Annotated in this window: 20 protein-coding genes; 12 read left to right on the top strand and 8 right to left on the bottom strand. The window is 52.2% G+C overall.

The features are described 5' to 3' along the window. Positions 1-135 precede the first annotated feature (135 nt). The 5 genes from RDO88_RS07390 to RDO88_RS07370 all read right to left on the bottom strand — a co-directional run bounded on the left by RDO88_RS07390 (position 136) and on the right by RDO88_RS07370 (position 6,241). A complete protein-coding gene (locus tag RDO88_RS07390; protein WP_307758771.1) occupies positions 136-1,272 on the bottom strand; it encodes a DUF4249 family protein in 1,137 nt (378 codons plus the stop codon). 23 nt (positions 1,273-1,295) lie between these two features. Then, entirely contained in the window at positions 1,296-4,037 is a 2,742-nt protein-coding gene (locus RDO88_RS07385; protein WP_307758770.1) for a TonB-dependent receptor domain-containing protein, read from the bottom strand. Continuing rightward, positions 4,034-4,921, bottom strand: coding sequence for a FecR domain-containing protein (locus RDO88_RS07380; RefSeq protein WP_307758769.1), 888 nt, complete (start codon positions 4,919-4,921; stop codon positions 4,034-4,036). The genes RDO88_RS07385 and RDO88_RS07380 overlap by 4 nt, the downstream gene beginning before the upstream one ends. A gap of 10 nt (positions 4,922-4,931) precedes the next feature. Continuing rightward, positions 4,932-5,360 (bottom strand): hypothetical protein, encoded by a 429-nt coding sequence (locus tag RDO88_RS07375; RefSeq protein WP_307758768.1) that lies wholly within the window; start codon positions 5,358-5,360, stop codon positions 4,932-4,934. Between the two features lie 341 nt (positions 5,361-5,701). Further along, on the bottom strand, positions 5,702-6,241 hold the full coding sequence (locus RDO88_RS07370) for an RNA polymerase sigma-70 factor (protein WP_307758767.1): 540 nt from the start codon (positions 6,239-6,241) through the stop codon (positions 5,702-5,704). A 184-nt stretch (positions 6,242-6,425) separates the two neighbouring features. Between RDO88_RS07370 and RDO88_RS07365 the strand changes: the two genes are divergently transcribed. Continuing rightward, complete coding sequence (locus RDO88_RS07365) at positions 6,426-7,991, top strand: cellulase family glycosylhydrolase (protein WP_307758766.1); 1,566 nt, start codon at positions 6,426-6,428, stop codon at positions 7,989-7,991. Here RDO88_RS07365 and RDO88_RS07360 read toward each other — a convergent pair. Then, the gene (locus RDO88_RS07360; RefSeq protein ID WP_307758765.1) at positions 7,979-9,022 is read right to left on the bottom strand and encodes a substrate-binding domain-containing protein; all 1,044 of its coding nucleotides are present in this window, start codon (positions 9,020-9,022) and stop codon (positions 7,979-7,981) included. The two genes, RDO88_RS07365 and RDO88_RS07360, sit on opposite strands and share 13 nt — an antisense overlap. Before the next feature lie 176 nt (positions 9,023-9,198). Here RDO88_RS07360 and RDO88_RS07355 point away from each other — a divergent pair, with 176 nt between their 5' ends. The 4 genes from RDO88_RS07355 to RDO88_RS07340 are packed head-to-tail and all read left to right on the top strand — an operon-like array spanning position 9,199 to position 13,773. Then, on the top strand, positions 9,199-10,131 hold the full coding sequence (locus RDO88_RS07355; RefSeq protein WP_307758764.1) for an aldo/keto reductase: 933 nt from the start codon (positions 9,199-9,201) through the stop codon (positions 10,129-10,131). 17 nt (positions 10,132-10,148) lie between these two features. Beyond that, positions 10,149-11,072, top strand: a complete 924-nt coding sequence (locus RDO88_RS07350; RefSeq protein WP_307758763.1) for an amidohydrolase family protein — start codon at positions 10,149-10,151, stop codon at positions 11,070-11,072. A 19-nt stretch (positions 11,073-11,091) separates the two neighbouring features. Further along, positions 11,092-12,108, top strand: a complete 1,017-nt coding sequence (locus tag RDO88_RS07345; RefSeq protein ID WP_307758806.1) for a zinc-binding dehydrogenase — start codon at positions 11,092-11,094, stop codon at positions 12,106-12,108. 42 nt (positions 12,109-12,150) lie between these two features. After that, entirely contained in the window at positions 12,151-13,773 is a 1,623-nt protein-coding gene (locus tag RDO88_RS07340; protein ID WP_374043918.1) for a glycoside hydrolase family protein, read from the top strand. On the opposite strand, the gene RDO88_RS07335 is transcribed toward RDO88_RS07340, so the two are convergent. After that, a complete protein-coding gene (locus tag RDO88_RS07335) occupies positions 13,763-15,106 on the bottom strand; it encodes an MFS transporter (protein WP_307758762.1) in 1,344 nt (447 codons plus the stop codon). The genes RDO88_RS07340 and RDO88_RS07335 overlap by 11 nt on opposite strands. A gap of 225 nt (positions 15,107-15,331) precedes the next feature. Here RDO88_RS07335 and RDO88_RS07330 point away from each other — a divergent pair, with 225 nt between their 5' ends. From RDO88_RS07330 to RDO88_RS07305, 6 genes are all read left to right on the top strand, one after another. Continuing rightward, the gene (locus RDO88_RS07330; protein ID WP_307758761.1) at positions 15,332-15,655 is read left to right on the top strand and encodes a metalloregulator ArsR/SmtB family transcription factor; all 324 of its coding nucleotides are present in this window, start codon (positions 15,332-15,334) and stop codon (positions 15,653-15,655) included. A gap of 61 nt (positions 15,656-15,716) precedes the next feature. Beyond that, positions 15,717-16,163, top strand: a complete 447-nt coding sequence (locus RDO88_RS07325) for a nitrophenyl compound nitroreductase subunit ArsF family protein (protein ID WP_307758760.1) — start codon at positions 15,717-15,719, stop codon at positions 16,161-16,163. A gap of 12 nt (positions 16,164-16,175) precedes the next feature. Next, on the top strand, positions 16,176-16,883 hold the full coding sequence (locus RDO88_RS07320) for an aromatic aminobenezylarsenical efflux permease ArsG family transporter (protein WP_307758759.1): 708 nt from the start codon (positions 16,176-16,178) through the stop codon (positions 16,881-16,883). A gap of 21 nt (positions 16,884-16,904) precedes the next feature. Beyond that, positions 16,905-17,141 (top strand): MTH895/ArsE family thioredoxin-like protein, encoded by a 237-nt coding sequence (locus RDO88_RS07315; protein WP_307758758.1) that lies wholly within the window; start codon positions 16,905-16,907, stop codon positions 17,139-17,141. Positions 17,142-17,247: 106 nt separating this feature from the next. Then, positions 17,248-18,216, top strand: a complete 969-nt coding sequence (locus tag RDO88_RS07310) for a permease (RefSeq protein ID WP_307758757.1) — start codon at positions 17,248-17,250, stop codon at positions 18,214-18,216. Positions 18,217-18,237: 21 nt separating this feature from the next. Beyond that, entirely contained in the window at positions 18,238-18,696 is a 459-nt protein-coding gene (locus tag RDO88_RS07305) for an arsenate reductase ArsC (RefSeq protein ID WP_307758756.1), read from the top strand. 259 nt (positions 18,697-18,955) lie between these two features. Here the strand turns inward: RDO88_RS07305 and hemW are convergent, their stop codons facing one another. Continuing rightward, complete coding sequence (gene hemW / locus RDO88_RS07300) at positions 18,956-20,089, bottom strand: radical SAM family heme chaperone HemW (protein ID WP_307758755.1); 1,134 nt, start codon at positions 20,087-20,089, stop codon at positions 18,956-18,958. A 218-nt stretch (positions 20,090-20,307) separates the two neighbouring features. On the opposite strand from hemW, the gene RDO88_RS07295 reads away from it, so the two are divergent. Further along, complete coding sequence (locus RDO88_RS07295) at positions 20,308-23,403, top strand: glycoside hydrolase family 2 TIM barrel-domain containing protein (RefSeq protein ID WP_307758754.1); 3,096 nt, start codon at positions 20,308-20,310, stop codon at positions 23,401-23,403. Positions 23,404-23,509: the final 106 nt, after the last annotated feature.

Here is a 23,509-nt window from a genome sequence, read left to right as displayed (position 1 = left end):
TACTGTTTTAGTCAACAGGGCAAATATACGAATTTTATGTTATTTAACAATGTGTTGCGGCTAAATATGCGGTCTTTCTTTCAAGAAACAGTTTGTAATGGGGGAGGAGTGTTACAAGGATTTGTCATATACGCTTCAGGGGAAGGGGCTGTTTGTATTTCCGCACGGCCGTTCGGGGAAGGTAATGACTACCTCGCGTGGCGTGGCGATGCCCACGAAGCCAATGCCGCCGCTGACGTTGCAGGGCAGGGAAACGGGTTCCATCAGAACGGTGTCGTAGTCGTCATCATCCAGACAGTTCAAGGCCTTCAGGTAACGGTAATAGTCGGCCGTCAAGTGGAGCAGGCGGATGTGGATGGAGTGGGTACAATATGTCTTGCCGTAGGTAATGCCGTGGAGAGTAGTGGCTGTAAAGTCATCGTAGAGGCGGGTGTATACCTTGAGCGTGGCCGAACTGTTGCAGAAACGGTTGTCGGTGAAGATGTTGTACTTGTTCTCGATGCGGGGAAACATCAGGTTGTCCTCATCTTCCTGTGAATGGCTCACGTTGCCGTCGGTCAGGATGACGTCTTCGCGGTTGACGAGGTCGCTGTACACTTGGGTGGCCAGGCTGTCGCGTTCGGTGTATATCAGGTTATGGTTTTCGTCTTCGATGAAGTTCCCTTGCTCGTCCCTGAGGTATTCGTAGATGTGGTAGCGCACCAGGAACTGGTTACGTATGTCCAGGCGGTAGTGGTTGTTTTCGTTGGCTATGTCATTCACCGTCACAAGGTAACGGCGGTGGGGAGTGACGATGCCGCTGCCCATATTGAGCGGGACGGTACAGGTATCCACACGGAAATCCTGGGGAGGCTGGGGAACCTGTACTTCTGCCGTAGCCCGAAGGGTACCTCCTTGGGCCGTCGCTTCCAGACGGACGAGGTCGCCCGGGCGGAGGGGAGTAGTGAAGTAATATTTCTTGTAGCTGAAGTTTTCTGCATACGAGCCGGAGGGAGGAACCAGTTTGCCCGGATCGGCTTCCTGGAGCGTTTCGGAAAGACGCCCGTTGATGAAGAGAGACAGGGTAGCGTCCTTGTTCAGTTTACCCAAGTTGTCTCCCGTACTCAGGTATAGGAATACTTCATTCGTCTTGTCGTCACCCGCTTCGAGTAAAGCGTTCATGACGAGGCAGGGTTGCTTCATTTCGGGGGTGTAGGGAATCTCGTTTTCGCACGACGGCAGCCCGAGTAGAATTGCTATATATATAATAAGGTGTAAATGGATATGTTTCATATTCGTTGCAGGATACAGAGTTCTTAGAATCGGTATGTATAGGTCACAGAGGGAATGCAGGGCAGGATGGTCATTTTCTTGATGACGGTCTTGGACGGTTCCCGGCTTATTTGGGTAATATGTCCGCTTTCGTCTACAGAGCTTTTCAATGGTCCGTCCACTCTCTTGGTGTATACCACATTGGGATTCATGGCGTTGTAAGCATTGTAGAGGCTGATGTTCCAGGTGCGCATGCCGTGCTTGGTCTTCTTGTTGAAGTTCACGCCGATGTTGAGACGGTGGGTGACGGGCAGACGGTAGTTGTTACGTCCCGATATATAGTCGGTCTCTTCGGTACTGCCGTCGGGCTTGACGATGACCGTCCGTCGTTCGGGAATGGTGAGGCAGCCTCCCGTGTAGAAGATCCACGAGGCGCCCACGTCGATACGGTCGCTGAAGCGATGGTTGACGCAGAGGTTGAGGCTGTGGCGCCGGTCGTATTTGTGGGGAAACCACCGGCCGTGGTTGATGCTGCCGTTCGGGAAGCGTCGTTCGCTCTTGGCCAGAGTATAGGCGAGCCAGCCCGTCGTGTTTCCTACGGTGCGCTGAACCATCAGTTCCAGACCATAGCTGCGCCCCTGACCCATCTCGACCTTCTCTTCCCAATGAGTGGAGGTACCGAAGAAGGAGACTCCGTCCTGATATTCCAGGATGTGCCGCATCTGTTTGTAATAACCTTCCAGTGAGAACTCCCAGCCGGGCAGGCCGGTGTAGTAGGTACCGACGGAGTATTGGTTGGCATACATGGGGCGTATGTTCCGGGTGATGGGTACCCACAGGTCGGTGGGCATGGAGAAGGGAGTGGCGGTGAGCAGATGGACGTACTGGGCCATGCACGAGTAGGAGGCCTTCGTTGCGATGCCCTTTCCCCAGTCGTAACGGGCGGAGATGCGGGGTTGTGCCGACAGATAGTTCTTGCCTTGTGTGTGGAACAACGAGGTTCGTACCCCGAGGTTCAGGCTGAGCCGGTCGGTAGCCTCCCAGCTGTCTTCGCCGTAGAGCGACAGTTCCATGCCCCGTTGCGGAAGGTTGCTATTGGCATAGGTCGTGTCCTGCCGGGTAGAGCCATCGTCTACGTTGCCGATGTGTGAGGTCGATACACCCGGCGTGAACAGGTGGTGGATGAACTCGCTGCCGAAGCGGATGTGGTGACAGGTGGAAGGGGTGAAGTCGAAGTCGGCACGCAGACTCCAGTCGCGGATACCCGAACGGAACTCCGAGCGGTATCGGTGGTAGTCATACAGCTTTTCTTGATAGTCGGTACGGTCTTCCGACGTTTCGTTCAGGCTCATGCGATATTGGTTGTACGAAGCAGTGAGGTTACCGAACAGGCGGCTGTTGAACACATGGTTCCAGCGGGCGTAGCCGATGAGGTTTCCCCAGTTCAGGCGGATCTGGCTGATGTCTTTCTGGTAAGTGATGTCGGATGTAGTGGGGATACTGTTGAATTCGTCGTCATGTCGGAAGTGGTCTTTGCCTCGGTAGAAGCCCAGGAACAGACGGTCGCGGTCGCCGAACTTGTGGTTCACTTTGGCATTGATGTCGTAGAAATAATAGTTGTATCGGTCGATGTCTTGACTGTTACCCCATTCGTCGGTGGTTTTGATACCTTTGGGCAACAGGATGCTGGGCGTGACGCGCATGCTGAGTGAGAACGACGTGCGTTCCCTCCGGATGGGGCCTTCGATGTGGAATTTGGTCGTGAGTACCCCGACGCTCAACGCGCCGTGATAACGGTTCATGTCGCCGTCGTTGGTGCGCACGTCGACTACAGACGACAGGCGGCCGCCGTAGCGGGCGGGAAAGCTGCTCTTGAAGAGGGTGACGTTCTTCACCGCTTCGGGTGTGAATACCGAGAAGATGCCCAGCAGGTGGTCGGCGTTGTAGACGGGGATGCCGTCCAGCATCACCAGGTTCTGGTCGGGCGTGCCGCCACGGACATACATGCCCGCAAAGCCCTCCATGCCTGCCTGTACGCCCGGCATCAGCTGGATGGTTTTCAGCACGTCGGCTTCACCGAGGATGGAGGGCGTGTGGCGTATCTGTGTCATGGGGATGTCGTGCGCACCCATGTGGGTGGCATTGATGCCCGCCTCCCGTTTCTCAGACGTGATGATTACTTCCTGCAACTCATTATGAGTATCGAGAGCAATGTTCAGTGTGGTGTCTGCCGTCAGGCGGAAGCGGTCGGTTCGTGTGGCGTAGCCCAGGTAGGATGATGAGAGGCTCACTTCACCTTCGGGCAAGGTCAGGGTATAGAAGCCGTAGGCATTCGAGGCCGTACCCACGGCATAGCGGCTGTCCAGGATGTTGGCCCCTATCAGTGTTTCGGCCGAGGCGGCGTCGGTGACGTAACCGCTCACGGTGAAGCGGCGGCGTTCGCGCTTGCGGGGCATCTCGCGCTTGCGCAGCACAATGTGCTTGCCCGAGATTTCGAACTCCACCGGCTGGTCACTGAAGGCTTGCTCCAGCACTTGGCCGATGGTGAGCTTCTGTACTTTCAGGTCGATGCGGCGGGTAAGTCTGACTTCGTCGCCATAGACGAAGGTATAGCCCGTGGCGTTCTCCAGCCTGGACACCAATGCGCGGAGGGTGGCGTTGCGGATGTCCATGGTGATGGGGGCCTGCGGGTTTTGGGCTTGGAGACAGACTCCAAGCAGCACCGCGCCCATCAGGAGCAGGAGCCTGAGGGGGCGGTGGGAACAGCTTGGTTCAGAACAGTTCATGGCTGGTTAAGTTTAGTTTGTAGAATAATGGTATGGTTGTTCGCTTTCTGGTAAGTAAATCCGGCCGCCGCCTGCAGCAGGTCGAGGATATGTGTCAGGCCCTCTCCGATGTCGAAGGTGGCCGTGAGGCGGTATTCGGCCAGCGCCGGGTCGGCGATGCGGATGTCCGTCTGATAGGTGTTGGCCAGCTGGCGGACGATTTCGCGCAGGGGTTGGCTCCGGAAGTTCAGTTGCCCGTGGCTCCAGCTGATGTCGTCGGCGGCATCGGGTAGGGATTCCTGCGTCAGGTTGCCGCTGGCCTTGTGGTAGACGGCCCGTTCGTTGGGAGCTAGTACCAGCCGTTGCGACCGGCCGGGGAGGCTGACGGCTACGGAACCTTCGAGCAGCGTGGTGCGTACCTCGCGGTCGCGCGGATAGGCTTCGACGTTGAAGTGCGTACCCAGTACCTCCACCTGTACCTCGCCCGTTTCTACCACGAACGGATGCGACGGGTCCTTGGCCACTTCGAAGTAGGCACCTCCCTGCAGGGAGACTTTGCGCCGCGCCTCCCGCCGGAAGTCTTTCGGATAGGTCAGCGTGGAGTAGCGGTTCAGGATGACTTCCGTGCGGTCGGGCAGGATGACGGTTCGCGTCTTCGCCTGTGCCGTCACCGTCGTCATCTCCACGGGGCGGAGCCATTCGTAGGCCTGCCATCCGGCTATGCAGAGCAGCACGACGGCCGCCGCTCCGGCCACCCGCATCCAGAGGGTGCGCCGCAGGGTGGTTCTTTTCAGCCGCGCCTGGAGCAGGGGCCAGGAACGGGCTGCACTGAACCGGCCGCGGGGCGAGCGTGTCGAGGCTACCAGGCGGTCGAGCAGGATTTCAAAAGGGTCTTTCTCTGTCATAAGCGTTTCCTTATTTTACCGCCAGCTTCAGCGTGATGGTGGTGGAATTCACTTCCTTGTCCTTGGGTGTGCAGGTCAGTTTGATTTCTTGCGGCTGGTCTATCTTGGCAGGATAGATGCGTACGCGCACGAGGGCCGACTTCTTCTTGGGGGCGATGGTCACCTCCTTGTCCAGCAAGGTATAGACGGGCGTCCGTCCCGGCTGGCTTCGGATGCTGATGCCCGCCTTGCGTTCGGTGTCGGCCTTGTCGGCGACAACTATTTTCAGGGCGATTTCCTGGCTGGTTTGCCGGCGGTCGAAGGTGAAACTTTCCTGGGTCTTTTCAAATCCCAGATACTCTTTGGGGTACTTGTCGTTGCGGCCGTCGCAGGCCGTCAGGCCTGTCAGGAGCAGCAGGGCCAGTACGAGGCCGGTGGTGATGAAGATAGCTTTTTTCATGTCAGTCCGTTGTTTTATGAAGTTCCTTTTACCATTAAGACAGCGGAAAGTGGAAAACTCCCTATGCGGAAAACGACTTTTTTTCTGCGGTCGGTGTTTTTTTCGTAAAGTTCCAATCGTTGTCGGGGCCATAAAAACGGACGATGTAGAACATGCCCTGGCAGCTGAGGTCCGTTCCCATTACAGGAAACGCCTGTTTCCAACGCTTGGAAACGGCTGTTCCCCGTGTAGGAAACGGGCGTTCCCAAGCGTTGGAAACAAGCGTTTCCTACAGCGGGAACGAGCGTTTCCCTGTAGGGAAACGGACTTCACGGACTATGATTGACTTCGGAAGACAGAATTTACTTCAGCATATCCCGCAGGCGGGACACGGCTTTCTGCAACTGGGCATCGACGGTCTTGACGCTGATGCCCAGTTCTTCGGCCACCTGGGCATAGCTCTGCTTCTCTTCGCGGACGCGGATGAAGACCTCGCGGCAACGTTCGGGCAGGCGGTCCAGTGCCTTGACGTAGCGGGCAAAGAGCTCTTCGCTGATGAGGCACTCCTCGGGCGAAGGGTCGGAAGCGTCGCTTTCGGTGAGTTCGGCGGAGAGGGAATCGCTTCGGCGCGCTTCCTTTTCCAGGTAGTTGAGCGAGGCGTTGCGGGTAAGGACGAAACAATAGTCCTCGATGTTCTGCACGGACGTCAGCGTGTCGCGCTGCTTCCACAGGGCGAGGAACACGTCGAGCACTACCTCCTGCGCCCACTCCTCGTGCTTCAGGTAATGGTAGGCAATGCGGAACAGGCGGTCGTAGGTCAGGTCATAGAAACCCTTGAAAGCCCTTTCAGAGCTTTCTTCCTTCATCTGTCGCAAGTATTTTCGGACTTCCTGTTCGGTCATGGATACACTTTTTTTTCATGTATATGCGGGCACAAAGATAGGCTTTGGGCGTGAAACGGACAATTTACTTCCACATTTAATACTTTTTTAAGACAATCGGATGTGCCATCCTGCCGGCAGGTTGCAAGGAGTGGAATATTTCCGTATTTTTGTCAGGCATTGTAATCGTTTATTGAAGAGAGTGATGAAAATCGTATCTTATCTTTTGATGGCTTTGACCTTTGTGCTTCCGACGGCTTGCGCAGATTCCCGGCAACAGGAATCATCAGGGACGCTGACGGTGCAGGGCACCCGCCTGGCAGACAACGCGGGGCGGACCGTGATATTGAATGGAATAAACCATGTCGTAAAAAGTCCCGAGCAGGGTTATGTTTACGAAGGCGACGAAGAACTCTTTGCCCGCTTCCGCGAGTGGGGCATCAATTGCGTGCGCTATGGCATCCATTGGGACGGACTGGAACCCGAGCCGGGACGCATCGACGAGAACTATCTGAAGGAATTGGACAAGCGGGTCTATTGGGCCAGACGGAACAACCTTATGCTGGTTCTGGACATGCATCAGGACCTGTACAGCCGGAAGTTTGGCAACGGAGCGCCGTTGTGGGCCACGCTCGACGATGGGGCGGAGCACGTTACGGGTACAGTCTGGAGTGATGCCTACCTGATGAGTCCGGCCGTCCAACGTTCTTTCGACAGCTTCTGGCAGAACCGGCCGGCTTCGGACGGAGTGGGCCTGCAGGACCACTATGCCAACGTCTGGAAAGTACTGGCCCGCCGTTATGCCGATTCGGTATCGGTCGTTGGCTTCGACGTCATGAACGAACCCTTTATCGGAAGCAGGGCACAGGCCGTGGTAGACCGGCTGGTGGCAGGGTGTGCCGAACATCTCCCCACAGGCATGGCCCAACCCGTGTCCGAGGCCGATTTCATGCGTCTTTGGCTGGACGAGGACCAGCGCAAAGGCCTCTTGAAACTGCTGGACGACCAGACTGTTTTCAGTTCAATCTTGGCCAAGGCCGAAGGGGAAGTACGTTCGTTCGAAGAAAACGAACTTTCGGATTTCTATCAGAAGGTGCGCGATGTCATCCGCAGCACTCCCAGCCGGCAGATACTTTTCCTGGAGCACAACTACTTCTGCAACATGGGTATGGAAAGCACCTTCCGCATCCCCCTGGCCGAGGACGGACGACCCGATTCCCTGTGTGCTTATGCTCCCCATGCCTACGACCTGGTAGTCGATACGCAGGCGGCTACGGAACCGGGTTATGAGCGGATTGACTACATTTTCGGGCGGATAGCAGCTTCAGCCGCCAGGCGTGGAATGCCTGTGCTGGTGGGCGAGTGGGGCGCTTTCTATAACGGAGGCCAGCACTATCGGAAGCCGGCCCTTCATCAGATGAAGCACATCGCCCGTCTGTTTTCGGGGCATACGTATTGGGCCTGGTGGCCGGGCATTGAGTCGCAGGATTATTTCAGTGTGGTGATCAGCAGGCCTTATCCCCAGTGTGTCAACGGAACGCTGATATCATATACCAGTCCTGCGGAAGGGGAACCTTTTGTTTGCCGCTGGAAGGAGGGAAAGTATTCGGCCTGCACACGTATCTATCTGCCTGATGTCACCCAGGTGGAGGGCAAAATCCGTCTGGAGCCGGAAACGGATTTTCGGGTGATACGCATTGCAGGAGATACCCGCGCCGGCTATCTGGAGGTGGAACCGTGCGGAGTGGAGAGGCGGCTTTATGTTGAGTGAATGTAGGTACGTTCCTTTTCTTTCACGCTGCTCTCCCTGATCTGTAGCGAGGCAGGCACCACGACCTGCCGCACCGTCTTGTCGCCTTTCAGACGGTCAATCAGCAGACGACAGGCGGCTGCTCCCATCTGGTAGGTCTGGTGACATACAGCCGAGAGTTTGGGTTCTACATAGTTGGCGTGCTGTTCGTCGGTATATCCGATGAGGGCCACGTCCTGGGGAATGCGCAGGCCGTGACTCTTGATGACCTCCATGGCGGCGAAGGCCAGGGTGTCGTTCATGGCCAGGATGGCGTCGGGTGGCTGGGGCAGGGCGAGGAGCGATTCGGTGGCAGCCTTACCCTCTTCATAGTCTATCTTGCGGCACACTACCAGTTCCTTTTCGATAGGAATACGGTTGTCGCGCAGGGCTTCCAGATAGCCGTGCTTGCGCCGTTTGACGATGTCCAGGTGGTTGGCTCCGCCGATGAAGGCCACGCGGCGGCTGCCTGTGTCCAGCAGATGCTGGGTTGCGGTGCGGGCCGACTGCTCGCCGTCGGCCACGACGGAAGAGAAACGTTCGGTCAGGCAGACACGGTCGAAGAGGATAAGGGGCATGTTGATCTCCGTCAGGGCGGCCCAGTGGCTGTAGTCCGTGGTTTCCTGCGAGAGGCAGGCGATGATGCCTTCCACACGCATGTTTACCAGATTCTCGATGTTGCGCTTTTCGTTCTCATAGGATTCGTGCGAGGTGGTGATGATGACGAAGTAACCGTTGGCCACGGCTGTATCCTCGATGCCGCTCAAAATGGAGGCGAAGAAGTGTGTCACAATGTCGGGCACGATGACGCCAATGATACGCGGTGTGTTTTTCCGCAGGCTCATGGCGAAAGGATTGGGACGGTAGTTCATCTCCTGAGCCAATCGTTTGGCCCGTTCGCACAGGTCACGGCTGATGTCGGGGCTGTCTTTCAGCGCCCTTGATACGGTAGGGATAGATACGCCCAGCACACGGGCCAGGTCTTTCAGTGAAGTATGTTTCGAGTGTTCCATGGTCTGCCTGCATCATGATTCTTCCGCAAAGAAAATACTTTTCGGGCAAATAAAGGAATCTGGTACGTAAAATTTGTTACGTAAACCTTTACGTGCTTTTTCCGGCTCACCCATAGACGGATTACCCGCCCTTTCTTTTACCTTTGCTATCGTAATGATTTTAAAACAGATTGATTATGCAATACCATGAGATAGGAAAGACGGGTATGAAGGTTTCTTCGCTCAGTTTTGGAGCTTCTTCGCTGGGAGGCGTCTTCCATGATATCAAGGAGAAAGAAGGCATCGAAGCCGTGTTTACCGCCATCGAACTGGGGATGAATTTTATCGACGTATCTCCTTACTACGGCCACTACAAGGCCGAAACCGTGTTGGGCAAGGCGCTGAAGGACATTCCGCGAGACAAGTATTACCTCTCCACCAAGGTGGGTCGTTACGGCAAGGACGGGGTCAACACGTGGGACTACTCCGGCAAGCGTGCCGTCGAAAGTGTCTACGAGAGTATGGAGCGGCTGAACATTGACTACATCGACCTCATCAATGTGCACGACATCGAGTTTGCCGACCTCCGTCAGATTGTCAACGAAACCTTGCCCGCTTTGGTTGAATTGCGCGAGAAAGGTGTGGTGGGCCACGTAGGCATCACCGACCTGCAACTGAAGAACTTGAAGTGGGTCATCGACCATTCGCCCGCCGGTACGGTGGAGTCTGTACTTAACTTTTGCCACTATTGCCTGTGTGACGACAAGCTGGCAGATTTCTTGGATTATTTTGAATCGAAAGGCATTGGGGTCATCAGTGCTTCCCCCTTGTCCATGGGATTACTGACCGAGCGTGGTGTTCCTGCCTGGCATCCGGCTCCCCGTCCGTTGGTGGAGGCTTGCCGTCGGGCCATGGAGCATTGCAAGGCGCGCAACTATCCCATCGAGAAACTGGCCATGCAGTATGCCGTGAGCAATCCGCGCATTGCCACCACCCTGTTCAGTACGGCCAATCCGCAGAACGTCCGCAAGAACGTGGCCTTTATTGAGGAACCGATGGACGAATCCTTGCTGCGTGAAGTCCGTGAGATTATCGGCGACCAGTTCCGCGTGAGCTGGGCCAATTCATAAGGAGAGGAGGAACACGTATGAACCATACCCTTATTGATGCCCATTCCCACCTGTGGCTGAAGCAGAACACGGTGGTCGACGGTCTGCCCATTCGTACGTTGGAAAACGGCCGTTCGCTCTTTATGGGCGAAATACGGCAGATGCTTCCGCCTTTTATGGTAGATGGTGTGAACAGTGCCGAAGTATTCTTGTCGAACATGGACTATGCACAAGTGGCAGCTGCTGTCGTCACGCAGGAGTTCATCGATGGTTTTCAGAACGATTATCTGGCCGATGTGGTTTCACGCTACCCCGACCGCTTCTTTGTCTGTGGCATGTGTGAGTTCCGCAAGCCCGGCTTTCTGGAGCAGGCCCGGCAGTTGGTGGCCCGCGGCTTCCGCGGTATCAAGATACCTGCCCAGCGCCTGTTGCTGAAGGAAGGACGTGTGATGCTGAACGGTGAAGAGATGATGCAGATGTTCAAGCTGATGGAGCAGGACGGGGTGTTGCTCTCCATCGACCTGGCCGACGGTGATACACAGGTGTCCGAGATGGAAGAAGTCATTCAGGAATGCCCGCAGCTGAAGGTGGCTGTCGGCCATTTCGGCATGGTGACTCGTCCCGGGTGGACCGAACAGGTAAAGCTGGCCCGTCATCCGAACGTACGCATCGAGTCGGGCGGCATCACGTGGCTTTTCAACGACGAGTTCTATCCGTTCCGCGGGGCGGTTCGTGCTATCCGTGAAGCGGCCGATCTGGTCGGGATGGACAAACTGATGTGGGGCTCGGACTATCCGCGTACCATTACGGCCATCACCTACCGCATGTCTTATGACTTTGTGCTCAAGTCGTCCGAGTTGACGGAAGAGGAAAAGGCTCTTTTCCTGGGTGAGAACGCCCGTCTCTTCTATGGCTTCGGTACGTTGCCCGAGTTACCCTATATTAAAAACATGTCAGAATAATAATAGAATGGAAAAAATGATGAAAGCAGTTCAGATAGCAGCCCCTTCGGACATGAAGGTGGTAGAGGTGGAACGGCCGGTGTTGCATGCCGGCGAAGTTCTGGTAAAGATTGAGTATGTAGGTTTCTGTGGCTCGGACCTGAATACCTGGCTCGGCCGGAATCCGATGGTGAAACTTCCTGTCATTCCCGGTCATGAAATTGGGGCGGTGATTGAGGAAATAGGTCCTGAAGTTCCCGAAGGGTTTGTTCGGGGGATGAATGTGACGCTGAATCCCTATACCAATTGTGGTAAATGTGCTTCCTGTCGCAACGGTCGTGTCAACGCCTGCGAGCACAACGAGACGTTGGGAGTTCAACGCAATGGTGTGATGTGTGAGTATGCCGTCTTGCCGTGGACCAAGATTATCCCGGCCGAGGGGCTTTCGTCGCGCAACTGTGCCCTGATAGAGCCGATGAGTGTTGGCTTTCATGCCGTGTCGAGAGCACAGGTGGTGGACAATGAATGGGTGGTTGTCATCGGTTGCGGCATGGTAGGCATGGGTGCTGTCATACGTGCGGCCTTGCGTGGGGCAACGGTTGTGGCTGTAGATCTGGATGATGAGAAGTTGGCTTTGGCCAAAGCTGTCGGTGCTTCTTATGGCATCAATTCGTGTACGGAGAATGTGGCCGAGCGTATCCGTCAGCTTACCGGCGGGTTGGGTGCTGATGTAGTGATTGAGGCTGTGGGCAGTCCCGCTACGTATGTTATGGCCGTGGATATTGTCGGTTTTACGGGTCGTGTGGTTTGCATCGGTTATGCCAAGAGTGAAGTAGCTTTCCAGACCAAGCTTTTTGTTCAGAAGGAGCTGGATATCCGTGGTTCGCGTAATGCCCTGCCTGCCGACTTCCGTGCTGTCATTCATTACATGAAAAGCAGCCAATGCCCGGTAGAGAAGTTCGTTTCCACCATTGTGCCTCCTGAAGGAGCACAACAGGCCATGGAACGTTGGGCTGCTGCTCCTGGAAAGGTGTTTCGCATTTTGGTGAAATTTTAAGGATGGAAATCAACAATTATTAATAATTTAAAGTGTAATAGTATGATTAAGAAGTTGTATGTATTGCTTTTGGCTTCGGCTGTATGTGCTTCGCTGGGAGCGCAGGTGACAGAGCGTACAAGGCCTGCCGAGTGGGAACAGCTGGTCCCCGGTGCCCGCTTTATGGACCGTTTCCTTCCGATGCCTGACGGCGTGAAAGGTACACATGTATGGGGAACAGACAGTGTGCAGAACCGTTATGTGGACAATGGAATTGAATGTTCCGATATGTCTTTTTGGGGAGGAAACATCTTGCAGACACCCGATGGCAAATATCATCTGTATGTTTGCGGCTGGCCAGAGCGTTCACCCAAAGGCCACATGTTCTGGCCCAAGTCGACGGTGTTTCATGCCGTGAGTGACTGTTTGTCGGGGCCATTCCGCATTCAGAACTCTATTGGCAAGGGGCATAATCCGGAGGCTTTTCGCCTGGCTGATGGCCGGGTGGTGGTCTATGTGATAGACGGCTATTACATTGCGGAGAACGAGAACAGCCCTGTTTGGTGTTATCAGCAGTTCAGCTTTGATCCTCGTGACCGCAAGATTATCGAGGGGCTGTCTAATCTGACTTTCGCCCGCCGTCCCGACGGTTCGTATCTGATGGTATGCCGGGGTGGGGGTGTATGGATCAGTCGTGACGGGCTTTCACCTTACCGGCAGCTTACCGACAAGCGGGTTTATCCGGCTGTAGAGGGAGAGTTCGAAGATCCTGTCGTGTGGCGAGACAATCTTCAGTATCATCTGATTGTGAACGACTGGTTGGGACGTATCGCCTTCTATCAGCGTTCCAAGGATGGTATCCATTGGGTGACGGAACAGGGCGAGGCCTATGTGCCGGGTATTTCTTTTCATCGGGATGGCGAGGTGGAGCATTGGTTCAAATATGAACGTCCCAAAGTCTTTCAGGATAGCTTGGGGCGGGCTATACAAATGAACTTTGCTGTAATCGACACCATTAAGTGGAACGACCTGCCGGGCGACCGCCATTCTTCGAAGAATATCTGCATCCCCTTGAATAAAGGATTGTTACTTTCCGTACTTAACGCTGAGCCCATAACTCCTTCTACCAAGCGGATAGAGGTAAGGATTAAGGCTGAGCCGGGTTTCAACCCTCAGACCGATGTCGATGTCAAGTCACTCCGTTTCGGCTCGTTTACTGAAGTGAACTTCGGGCGGGGGTGTAAAGCGTTGAAGACCCGTAACGAAAGAGACGACCTGATTGTTGTTTTCAATGGAAAAGGAAGTGGTATTACTGCTGACGAATTTGCTCCCAAACTGATAGGCCGTAGTACAAAGGGAGAGTTGCTGTACGGTTATGCCCGTCTGCCTTATGTGGATTATGCTCCGGCTTTGCTTTCGGCCCGTTGTCCTCAGTATGATAAGGAACGCGGTGTCCTGAAAGTGAGAGTGGGGAATTGGGGACTTTCTGCGTCGCAACAAGCTCAGGTAGAGGTGCTTTGTGATGGAAAGACGGTAGCCACGGGGCAGGTTCAGGCGCTCTCTCCCTATGAAGAAGTGGAGGCTGTCCTGAAACCTGCTATGGCATCTTTTGTTGAGGCTGCTCCTTATGAAGTGGTCCTCCGTTGCGGTGACAAAGAGGTGGAGCGGGTTACATTCAAGCAGTAACCTTACGTGTCAGCTTGGCATAGAAGATGAGCGCAACGGCCGAAATGGCTCCGATACCAGTGAACCAGTACCAGATATAGTGAGCGTTAGCCGAAGCGGCTTTCCATTCGGCTGTGCTGGTGAAAAGAGCAGGGTCGGGGCAATAGGCCGTGAGCAATATTCCCGACAGACCGAATCCCAGGATTGAAGCAAGGAAGGAATGCAGATGGCTGAAACCCAGATACAGTCCTTCCTCTCCTTTGGGCGCCTGCAGGGAGAAGAACTCCATGTAGCGCGGCGAAATGAAACATTCGGCCAAGGCCTGTACGGCAATACCGGCAATCATCATGACGGTGATGGGGTGCATGCCCAGAATGTCACCGCTGAACAGATTGCCTGCGGCCATAATCAGTGCTGAAAGCGGAATGAGGAACATGCCGACGGCCATGGAAGTCAATGCTTTTCGGCGGGCCATCAGACGGGTAACGAGGTTCACCAGCAGTACTACGACAAACGGATTGACGTTGGCAATCCAGCCCGGACGGGCTGTTTCGCCGGCCATGCGGATTACATATTTGGGCATCGTGGCATACATCTGATGCTGAATCATCCAGAAGCCGGTGACAATCAGAATCAGGAGCAGCAGGCGGCCGTTGGTAAATACCTTGCCCAAGCCTTTGAATACTTCGGCCATGCTTTTGCCTTGTCCGCTGGTGTTGGTCGAGTGGAAGAACAGGAAGATGGTAACAAGTGCCACCAAACACAGTGTGGCCGACAGGAAGTTGATATAAATATAGGCTTCATCGCCCACTACCGAGCGGAGCGGGTCTACGAAACATTTGCCTGTAAAGGCACCGATGTTGACCATCATGTAGAAAATGGAGTATCCGCGGGCTCTGGTTTCCGATGTCGTTTCACGGGCTACCGAGGCCGAAATGATGGACTTGATGAACGATCCGCCGATGACGAGGATTATCATGATAGGTACAATGAGCATACGCAGATTGCTGTGCTCGATGCCTGTGAATTGTGTCTTTTCGCCATATACAACCAGCCCCGACGATTCGAGCATCAGAGGGAGCATACCTAATCCCAGGTAGCCGATGGTCAGCAATGTGAAAGCTATCAGGATGGCTTTTCGATAACCTATCTTGTCGGCAAAGGCGCCGGTAAACATTGGCAGGAAGTAGAGCCCGCCTGAAAACAATCCCGATATCAGACTGGCTTCCAGGTCGTTGAATCCAAGTGTGTTCGACAGGTAGAGAGTAATCACGATAAAGATGGCATAATAGGCCATACGTTCAAACAGCTCGGAGGCGTTGGCTGTCCAGAACGCGCGAGAGAATTTTGTCATCAGCTTAAATTTGTTTATGGGTTTGTAATAATTGTTTCGTCGACAAAGATAAGGCAAACCGCATAATTTTCAAATAACGCAAATCTCGTTTCCTTGCTTTTTCCGTCAGAACATTATTCCTATTGTCATATGTTGCGTTAATAAAAATGAAATATCATGGCCTGATACGATAAATCTCATTGTGTATTCGTAGTTTTGCGAACAACAAATAACAAACGGAAAACGATGATCAAGAAATATTCGGAAGAACAGGAAAGGATGGCTCGCTTTGCCAAGGCCATGGGACATCCGGCCCGGATGGCTATATTGCAATTCCTGCTGGCACAGGAGTCCTGTTATTTTGGTGATATTCATGAAGAGTTGCCCATAGCCAAGGCTACAGTCTCCCAGCACTTGAAGGAACTGAAGGATGCCGGATTGATTCAGGGAGAAATAGAAGCGCCAAAGGTGAGGTACTGCATCAATAGGGAAAATTGGGAACTGGCTCGGAGAATGTTTGCCGACTTCTTCGGTCAGCTTGTTTGCAAAAAAGGGAGCTGCTGCGGGTAAGCTCTTTTTTTATCTTGGATGTTCGTAGTTTGACGAAATACTAATAACTGAAATAATGAAGATGAAAAAGATTTGTTTTTTGTGTTTGTGTTTGGGCTTGTTGCTGGCGGCTTGTGGAGGCAATACCCGGAAAAAGGGTTCTGTTGCTGATGCGCAGGAGGAAGTAGCAGTGAGCGACGGAGTGGAAGTGCTCTATTTTCACGGCAAGCAGCGTTGTGCTACCTGTATAGCCATCGAGAAAGGCACGCAGGAAGTGATGGAAAAAGATTTGGCCGATGCCGTCCGGAAAGGTGAAGTGAAGTTTCGCACGATAGACATCAGTCGTGAAGAGAACGAAGCCGTGGCCGAGAAATATGAAGTGACATGGTCGTCCCTGTTTGTAGTGAAACACAAAGGCGGGGTGGAGACCGTAGAGAACCTGACGGAATTTGCTTTCGGCAATGCCCGCAAGTCGCCGGAAGTGTTCAAGGCCGGAGTGGTGAAGACCGTTCGTGAAATGCTGGAATAAACAACGGTAGCTATGGATGGATTGCAGACATTACTGGACAACAGTTCCACACCCGTACTGACGGCTTTTCTCCTCGGATTGCTGACGGCTCTTTCGCCTTGTCCGCTGGCTACCAATATTGCAGCCATCGGGTTTATCGGGAAGGAGATGGAGGACAGAAAACGTGTTTTTCGAAACGGCCTGCTTTATACCTTGGGGCGTATTCTTGCCTATACCTTGCTCGGATTTGTATTGATTCTGATATTGAATGAAGGTTCGAGCATGTTCGGCATACAGAAAACTATCGGTACGTGGGGCGAACGGGTATTGGGGCCTGCTTTACTGGTCATCGGCCTCTTTATGCTTTTCGGTGACAGGATGAACCTTCCCAAATTCGGGTTCAAGGGAAACGCCGAGGGGCTTGCAAGGAAAGGAGGGTGGGGAGCTCTGCTGATAGGCATACTCTTTGCGTTGGCTTTCTGCCCCACGAGCGGTGTATTCTATTTCGGTATGCTGATACCCCTGTCGGCTACCACTACAGCCGGTTATCTGCTGCCTCCCGTGTTCGCCATAGCCACGGCCCTGCCGGTACTTGTAGTGGCTTGGATACTGGCATTCAGTGTGCAACAGATGGGCCGTTTCTATGGCAGGATGCGCACAGTACAGCGATGGATGAACCTGTTTGTCGGGGTGTTGTTCATCGGCATAGGCATTTATTATAGTTGGATGATGTATATGTAACACATTTAAAATATTACGGATATGGAAATTAAAGTATTGGGTCCGGGTTGTGCCAAATGTAAGACAACCTACAATGTTATTGAGAAAGTAATCAAGGAGAACAATCTGGATGTGAAGCTCACCAAGGTGGACGACATCATGGAAATGATGAACTATAACATCCTGACCACTCCTGCCGTAGTGGTGGACGAAGTGGTGAAAATGAAGGGGCAGGTTCCTACCGAAAGCGACGTAAAGAAACTTTTGGGTATCGGATAAACGAAGCGTGATGGATACAGGGGCGGCAGAAACAGCCGTTATGGCATCTGCCGCCTTCATAGTGGAAATAATGTTCGTATTTCAACGAATTAATTAAGAAAGAAACATGATACAAGATTTTGCAGACTGGCTTGTTTACGGACTGTTCGGCCTGAGTGCCGACACATCGTTGGGAGTGGCCGTAAACTTTTTCTTTTACGACACCATCAAGATTCTTATCCTATTGTTTTTCATTAGTGTACTGATGGGGATTGTCAATGCCTATTTCCCAATAGAGCGGTTACGCACCTATCTGGCTACCCATAAGATGTATGGCCTGCAGTACCTGTTGGCTTCTGTCTTCGGAGCCATTACTCCGTTCTGTTCGTGTTCTTCCATCCCGTTGTTCATCGGTTTTGTGAAGGGAGGCATTCCGTTGGGAGTGACCTTTGCTTTTCTGATTACGTCGCCGCTGGTCAACGAAGTGGCTGTTGCCATGTTCCTCGGTTCTTTCGAATTGAAAGTGACATTGGTTTATGTCGTCAGCGGCATCCTGTTGGGAGTGATTGGAGGCTTTGTGCTCGGACGGATGCGTCTTGCACCTTATCTCAGCGATTGGGTGAAACAGATTCAGGCCCAGTCGTCTGCCCAGACAGAAGCATGGGAGAAAGACCATATTCCTTTTGTCAAACGGCTTCCCGCCATCATCCGCGACGCCTGGCGGATAGTCAGCGGTGTGCTTGTCTATATCCTGATAGGTATCGGCATCGGTGCCTTTATGCACGGCTTTGTGCCCGAAGGATTCTTTGAACAGTACATGTCGAAAGACAACTGGTTTGCCGTACCTTTTTCAGTTCTTCTGGCCGTGCCTATGTATGCCAATGCGGCCGGTATCGTGCCCGTCATCGAGGTATTTGTGGCCAAAGGTATTCCTTTGGGTACCGCCATTGCTTTCATGATGGCCGTGGTGGGGTTGTCCTTGCCAGAGGCTACCCTGCTCAAGAAAGTGATGACCTGGCGGCTGATAGGTATCTTTTTCGGTACCGTGGCCTTTTTTATCATCTTGTCGGGCTATTTGTTCAACATCGTTTTATAAACCATTCAATTATAGTGAGAGATGAAGATCTTGATTCTTTGTACAGGAAACAGTTGCCGTAGCCAGATGGCCCACGGTTTCCTTCAGTCGTTCGATAAAGATATCGAGGTGTATTCGGGTGGGACGGAACCTGCGGTACAGGTGAATGCCAAGGTGGTGGAAGTGATGAGGGAAGTGGGGATTGACATCAGTTCGCATGTGCCTACGCATGTCAACACTTACCTCGACCAGGCTTGGGACTATGTGATTACCGTATGTGGCGGAGCCAATGAAAGCTGCCCTGCCTTCACGGGCAAGGTGGGCAAGCGTCTGCACATCGGTTTCGATGACCCGTCGCATGCGGTCGGTTCACAGGAGTTCATAGAAGCAGAGTTCTGTCGGGTACGCGACGAAATTCGGGAGGCCTTTGCCCGTTTCTATATTACGGAAATCCGTAAGCTGGGATTGCCACGATGTTCTTGTGGTAATTGCGGGTTGTAATTGTCAGGGTGGAAGGAAGGGAGGAATGGCCGAAGTTTACTTTTACAGGTCGATGAACAATGCTTGTCCTTCCTTTCATCCGTCCGGATGAATCTTTTTCCCAGCTTAATGTATTCGTTTAAGCTGGATAAAGCGATGATTTAAGCTGGGGAAAGCATTGGTTTATCCTGCTTAAAGCAATGCTTTCCCCAACTATGGACTTTGGCCCGCTAACTACCTACTTTGGCTTGCTAACTACCCACATGACGGTTGTCAAAGCCTACTCTTCTACAAACATCAGGTCACTGATAATGCCGTCGGATACAAAGATGCCTTTGCGGGTGAGCCGCAGGTGATTGTCTTGCTGTTCCAGCTTTCCATTCTTCAGATAGGGGACGGCCATGGAGGTACAATAGTCGGAAAGCGTCTGGCCGAAACGGGTTGTGAGTGTAGGCAGGTCGATGCCACGGCGGGTGCGCAGGGAGGTCATGATGTATTCGTTGTAGCAGGTTGTTAGGCTCAGTTCCTCCTTTTCATAGCTCCGTTTTTTTTCTCCAATTGCCGAAATATATTTCTCCAGTGAGGCAATGTTCCATTCCCTGCTGTGTCCGTCGAACGAGTGGGCCGAGGGACCACAACCCAGGTAGGGGATTCCTTGCCAGTAAGAAGTGTTATGTCGCGAATGAAGGCCGGGTTTGCAGAAGTTGGAAATCTCGTAGTGTTCATATCCCGCGGCGGAGAGGGTATCCATCAGCGTGGTAAAGAAACGTACACTGCTGTCCTCGTCCACTTCGTTCACCCGATGAGCTTGGAGCATCTGATGGAGTGGGGTACCTTCTTCGTATGTCAAATGGTAGGCCGAGATATGCTCTACGTCGAGGGCGATGGCTTGGCGGAGGTCATGTTCCCAACGCTCGTCCGTCTCGCCCGGCAGGCCGTAGATAAGGTCGATGCTGATGTTGCGGAAGCCATGCCGGCGGCAGCGGCCGACAGCCTCGATGGCTTGAAGTGCGTTGTGCCGTCGGTTTAGCAGACGGAGGGTGGAGTCGTCGAAGGTCTGGATACCCATGCTGATGCGGTTGAAAGGCAGGCGGCGAAGCATGGTCACGTAGTCTTCCGTCAAGTCGTCGGGATTGGCTTCGAGAGTAATCTCTTCACAGGCGTCGAGGCCATAGATGTCGGACAGGGTATCGAAAACCTGACGGAAATCTTCCTCCTCAAGTTGTGAGGGGGTTCCTCCGCCAAAATAGACGGTACGGACAGTTTCACCTTGCAGGTAGTCGCGGCGCATCGTGAGCTCTTTGCACACGGCGTCTATATATCGTGGTTTCAGGTCATTGCGCGTGGTAGAGTAAAAGTCGCAATACACGCATCGCGTCTTGCAGAAGGGTATATGGATGTAGATACCTGCCATGTAGGATGTTTTAAAATTAAAATCGATGTAAAAGTAAGCATTAGTTTGTTTTCATGATTCACATTTTCTAAAAAAATACAATCATGTGGACTTTTGTTTGGCTATTTGCCTCTATGTGTTGTTTATTGCTATATTTATCGTATTTTTGTAACCGCTTACATGGGCTTTCTGTTTGTGTGGCTTTGCGTGAAATCTTTTTTATTTAATTATTATATATCATGAGGAAACAACTTATTACAGGACTGTTTGCTGCTCTGGCGGTAAGTGCGGGTGCGCAGACTTTCAAGGAATGGCAGGATCCGGAAGTGAATGCCGTCAACCGTGCTCCGATGCACGCCAATTATTTTGCCTATGAATCGGAAGCCGCAGCTGCTGCGGGCGAGAAGGCTCAATCTGCCAACTACATGTCCATGAATGGCACATGGAAATTCTTTTGGGTGAAAGATGCTGATGCGCGTCCCACTGATTTTTGGAAAGTGGGATATAACGACCGCGGTTGGGATGATTTGCAGGTGCCGGCCGTTTGGGAATTGAACGGATATGGTGACCCTATCTATGTAAATGTGGGATATGCCTGGCGTAATCAGTTCAAGAACAATCCTCCCCAAGTACCGACAGTAAACAATCATGTAGGGTCGTATCGGCGTGAGTTTGTGGTTCCGGCTTCGTGGAAAGGCAAGGACATTATAGCACACTTTGGCTCAGTTACGTCAAATATGTACTTGTGGGTGAACGGCAAATATGTGGGTTATAGCGAAGACAGCAAGCTGGAAGCAGAGTTTGACCTGACATCTTATCTGAAGCCGGGGCAGAAAAATCTGATAGCTTTTCAGGTATTCCGTTGGTGTGATGGAACTTATCTGGAAGACCAGGATTTCTTCCGCTTCAGCGGGGTAGGCCGTGATTGCTATCTTTATGCACGTGACAAGAAACGTATTGAGGATATCCGTGTCACTCCCGATCTGGATGCAGAATACAAGAACGGCTCTTTGAATGTCGAAGTGACTTTGAAGGGGAGCGGTAACGTAAATCTGGAATTGCTGGATGCGGCAGGCAAGCAAGTTGCTTCTGCTACGGCCAAGGGAAGTGGTTCTGTGGTGATGAATGTGGAAAATCCGTCCAAATGGACTGCTGAAACCCCGTACTTATACACGCTGCGTGCCTCTTTGCAGGGTGGTAAGGAAGTGATTCCGGTAAAAGTAGGTTTCCGTAAGATTGAACAGAAGAACGGTCAGATCTTGGTAAACGGCCAGCCGGTTTTGTTCAAAGGTGCCAATCGTCACGAGCTGGATCCCGATGGAGGATATTATGTCTCGCCCGAACGCATGAAGCAGGATATTCAGATTATGAAGAAGTTTAATATCAATGCGGTTCGTACCTGTCACTATCCGGATGCCAATCTTTGGTATGATTTGTGTGATGAATATGGAATTTATGTCATAGCCGAAGCCAATGTGGAGTCCCACGGTATGGGTTATGGTGACGCAACACTGGCCAAACGTGCTGATTATAAGAAAGCGCACATGGAACGTAACCAGCGTAATGTACAGCGTGGTTTCAATCATCCGTGTATCATTTTCTGGTCATTGGGTAACGAAGCCGGCTTTGGTCCGAATTTTGAAGCTGCCTATACTTGGGTGAAAGCGGAAGATCCGAGCCGTCCTGTTCAGTATGAAAGAGCTGGAAATAATGACTTTACCGATGTGTACTGTCCGATGTATGCCGGTTATGGTTCTATGGAAAAATATGCTCAGCGTAAGGATATCAAGAAACCGTTGATTCAATGCGAGTATGCTCATGCTATGGGTAACTCTCAGGGAGGTTTCAAGGAATATTGGGACTTGATTCGTAAATATCCAGCTTTACAGGGGGGATTTATTTGGGATTTCGTGGATCAATCCGTTCGCTGGACAGGAAAAGACGGTGTCAGCATTTATGCGTATGGAGGCGATTTCAACCGTTTCGATGCGTCGGACAACAACTTCTGTGACAATGGCTTGGTCAGCCCGGACCGTAATCCCAATCCACACATGTATGAGGTAGGATATTTCTACCAGAACATTTGGACGACTCCGGCTGATTTGGCTAAAGGGGAGGTGAATGTTTATAACGAGAACTTCTTCCGTGACCTGTCAGCTTACTATATGGAATGGGAAGTGCTGGCCAATGGTAAGGCGGTACGTAGCGGTAGAGTTGACAACCTCAATATCGCTCCACAACAGAGTGCTAAGATTAAACTGGAGTTAGGTAAGGTTTGTGAATGCAAGGAATGGTTGCTCAACGTGACCTATCGTCTGAAGAATCGTGAAGGCTTGCTCCCTGCCGGTTTTGCCGTAGCCAAGGATCAGCTGGTTCTTAATCCTTATAAGGCTTCTGATATGGTGTTGAAGAATGTGAAGACTGTCAATGTGCCTGTAGTGATTCCGCAAGTACAGGAAAATGATTGGAACTATCTGATTGTAAATGGCGAGAACTTCTGTCTGGAATTCAACAAACATACAGGATATTTGACGCGTTATCAAGTAGGCGGTACCGAAATGCTGAATGAAGGTGCACAGCTGGCGCCTAACTTCTGGCGCGCTCCGACAGACAATGATATGGGAGCCGGAATCCAGCGCAAATTGGCAGTATGGAAGGAACCGGGACTGAAGCTCACTTCTTTGGAATGGAAGACTGTTGACGAACAAGTAGTTGTCAGTGCAAAATATGATATGGAGAAAGTATCTGCCAAGTTGGCATTGACTTATGTCATCAACAATAAGGGAGCTGTCAAGGTTACACAGCAAATGACGGCCGATGCTCAGGCTAAAGTAGCTCCGATGTTCCGTTTCGGTATGCAGGTACAGATGCCAAAGTCATTTGAAACCATTGAATACTACGGGCGTGGTCCGATTGAGAACTATGTAGACCGTAATCATTCAACTCGTTTGGGCCTTTATCGTCAAACCGTGGATGAACAGTTCTACTCTTATATCCGTCCTCAGGAGACCGGTACGAAAACCGATATCCGTTGGTGGAAGCAGTTGAATGCAGCTGGCTTTGGATTGCAGATTGTGGCAGATGCTCCTTTCTCGGCTTCAGCGTTGCATTATACTATAGAGTCATTGGATGAGGGCTGGGAAAAAGATCAGCGTCATTCTCCCGAAGTTGAAAAAGCTGACCTGACTAATTTGTGTATTGATAAAGTTCAGATGGGATTGGGCTGTGTGGACAGTTGGGGTTCATGGCCCTTGCCGCAATATCAGATTCCTTATGGCAATTATGAATTTTCTTTCATTATGACTCCTGTCTGGCACAGTGTATCAATGAAATGATAGACTGCTAAGTTGCAGAAAATAAACCTGAAAGGAGGATGGTCTGAATGGATTCATCCTCCTTTTTGTGTTATGTGTTAAACAACATAGTTTAGTAACATTCCTT

The organism is uncultured Mediterranea sp. (assembly GCF_902493215.1).
Classification (GTDB): domain Bacteria; phylum Bacteroidota; class Bacteroidia; order Bacteroidales; family Bacteroidaceae; genus Bacteroides.
Note: the sequence above shows the minus strand (reverse complement) of the source record. Positions and strands in the feature narration are given on the sequence as shown.

Bases quoted from the DNA above. Each gene is read 5' to 3' on its own strand.
- RDO88_RS07390 (WP_307758771.1), bottom strand. From the start codon at position 1,272: ATGAAACATATCCATTTACACCTTATTATATATATAGCAATTCTACTC.
- RDO88_RS07385 (WP_307758770.1), bottom strand. From the start codon at position 4,037: ATGAACTGTTCTGAACCAAGCTGTTCCCACCGCCCCCTCAGGCTCCTG.
- RDO88_RS07380 (WP_307758769.1), bottom strand. From the start codon at position 4,921: ATGACAGAGAAAGACCCTTTTGAAATCCTGCTCGACCGCCTGGTAGCC.
- RDO88_RS07375 (WP_307758768.1), bottom strand. From the start codon at position 5,360: ATGAAAAAAGCTATCTTCATCACCACCGGCCTCGTACTGGCCCTGCTG.
- RDO88_RS07370 (WP_307758767.1), bottom strand. From the start codon at position 6,241: ATGACCGAACAGGAAGTCCGAAAATACTTGCGACAGATGAAGGAAGAA.
- RDO88_RS07365 (WP_307758766.1), top strand. From the start codon at position 6,426: ATGAAAATCGTATCTTATCTTTTGATGGCTTTGACCTTTGTGCTTCCG.
- RDO88_RS07360 (WP_307758765.1), bottom strand. From the start codon at position 9,022: ATGGAACACTCGAAACATACTTCACTGAAAGACCTGGCCCGTGTGCTG.
- RDO88_RS07355 (WP_307758764.1), top strand. From the start codon at position 9,199: ATGCAATACCATGAGATAGGAAAGACGGGTATGAAGGTTTCTTCGCTC.
- RDO88_RS07350 (WP_307758763.1), top strand. From the start codon at position 10,149: ATGAACCATACCCTTATTGATGCCCATTCCCACCTGTGGCTGAAGCAG.
- RDO88_RS07345 (WP_307758806.1), top strand. From the start codon at position 11,092: ATGAAAGCAGTTCAGATAGCAGCCCCTTCGGACATGAAGGTGGTAGAG.
- RDO88_RS07340 (WP_374043918.1), top strand. From the start codon at position 12,151: ATGATTAAGAAGTTGTATGTATTGCTTTTGGCTTCGGCTGTATGTGCT.
- RDO88_RS07335 (WP_307758762.1), bottom strand. From the start codon at position 15,106: ATGACAAAATTCTCTCGCGCGTTCTGGACAGCCAACGCCTCCGAGCTG.
- RDO88_RS07330 (WP_307758761.1), top strand. From the start codon at position 15,332: ATGATCAAGAAATATTCGGAAGAACAGGAAAGGATGGCTCGCTTTGCC.
- RDO88_RS07325 (WP_307758760.1), top strand. From the start codon at position 15,717: ATGAAAAAGATTTGTTTTTTGTGTTTGTGTTTGGGCTTGTTGCTGGCG.
- RDO88_RS07320 (WP_307758759.1), top strand. From the start codon at position 16,176: ATGGATGGATTGCAGACATTACTGGACAACAGTTCCACACCCGTACTG.
- RDO88_RS07315 (WP_307758758.1), top strand. From the start codon at position 16,905: ATGGAAATTAAAGTATTGGGTCCGGGTTGTGCCAAATGTAAGACAACC.
- RDO88_RS07310 (WP_307758757.1), top strand. From the start codon at position 17,248: ATGATACAAGATTTTGCAGACTGGCTTGTTTACGGACTGTTCGGCCTG.
- RDO88_RS07305 (WP_307758756.1), top strand. From the start codon at position 18,238: ATGAAGATCTTGATTCTTTGTACAGGAAACAGTTGCCGTAGCCAGATG.
- hemW (WP_307758755.1), bottom strand. From the start codon at position 20,089: ATGGCAGGTATCTACATCCATATACCCTTCTGCAAGACGCGATGCGTG.
- RDO88_RS07295 (WP_307758754.1), top strand. From the start codon at position 20,308: ATGAGGAAACAACTTATTACAGGACTGTTTGCTGCTCTGGCGGTAAGT.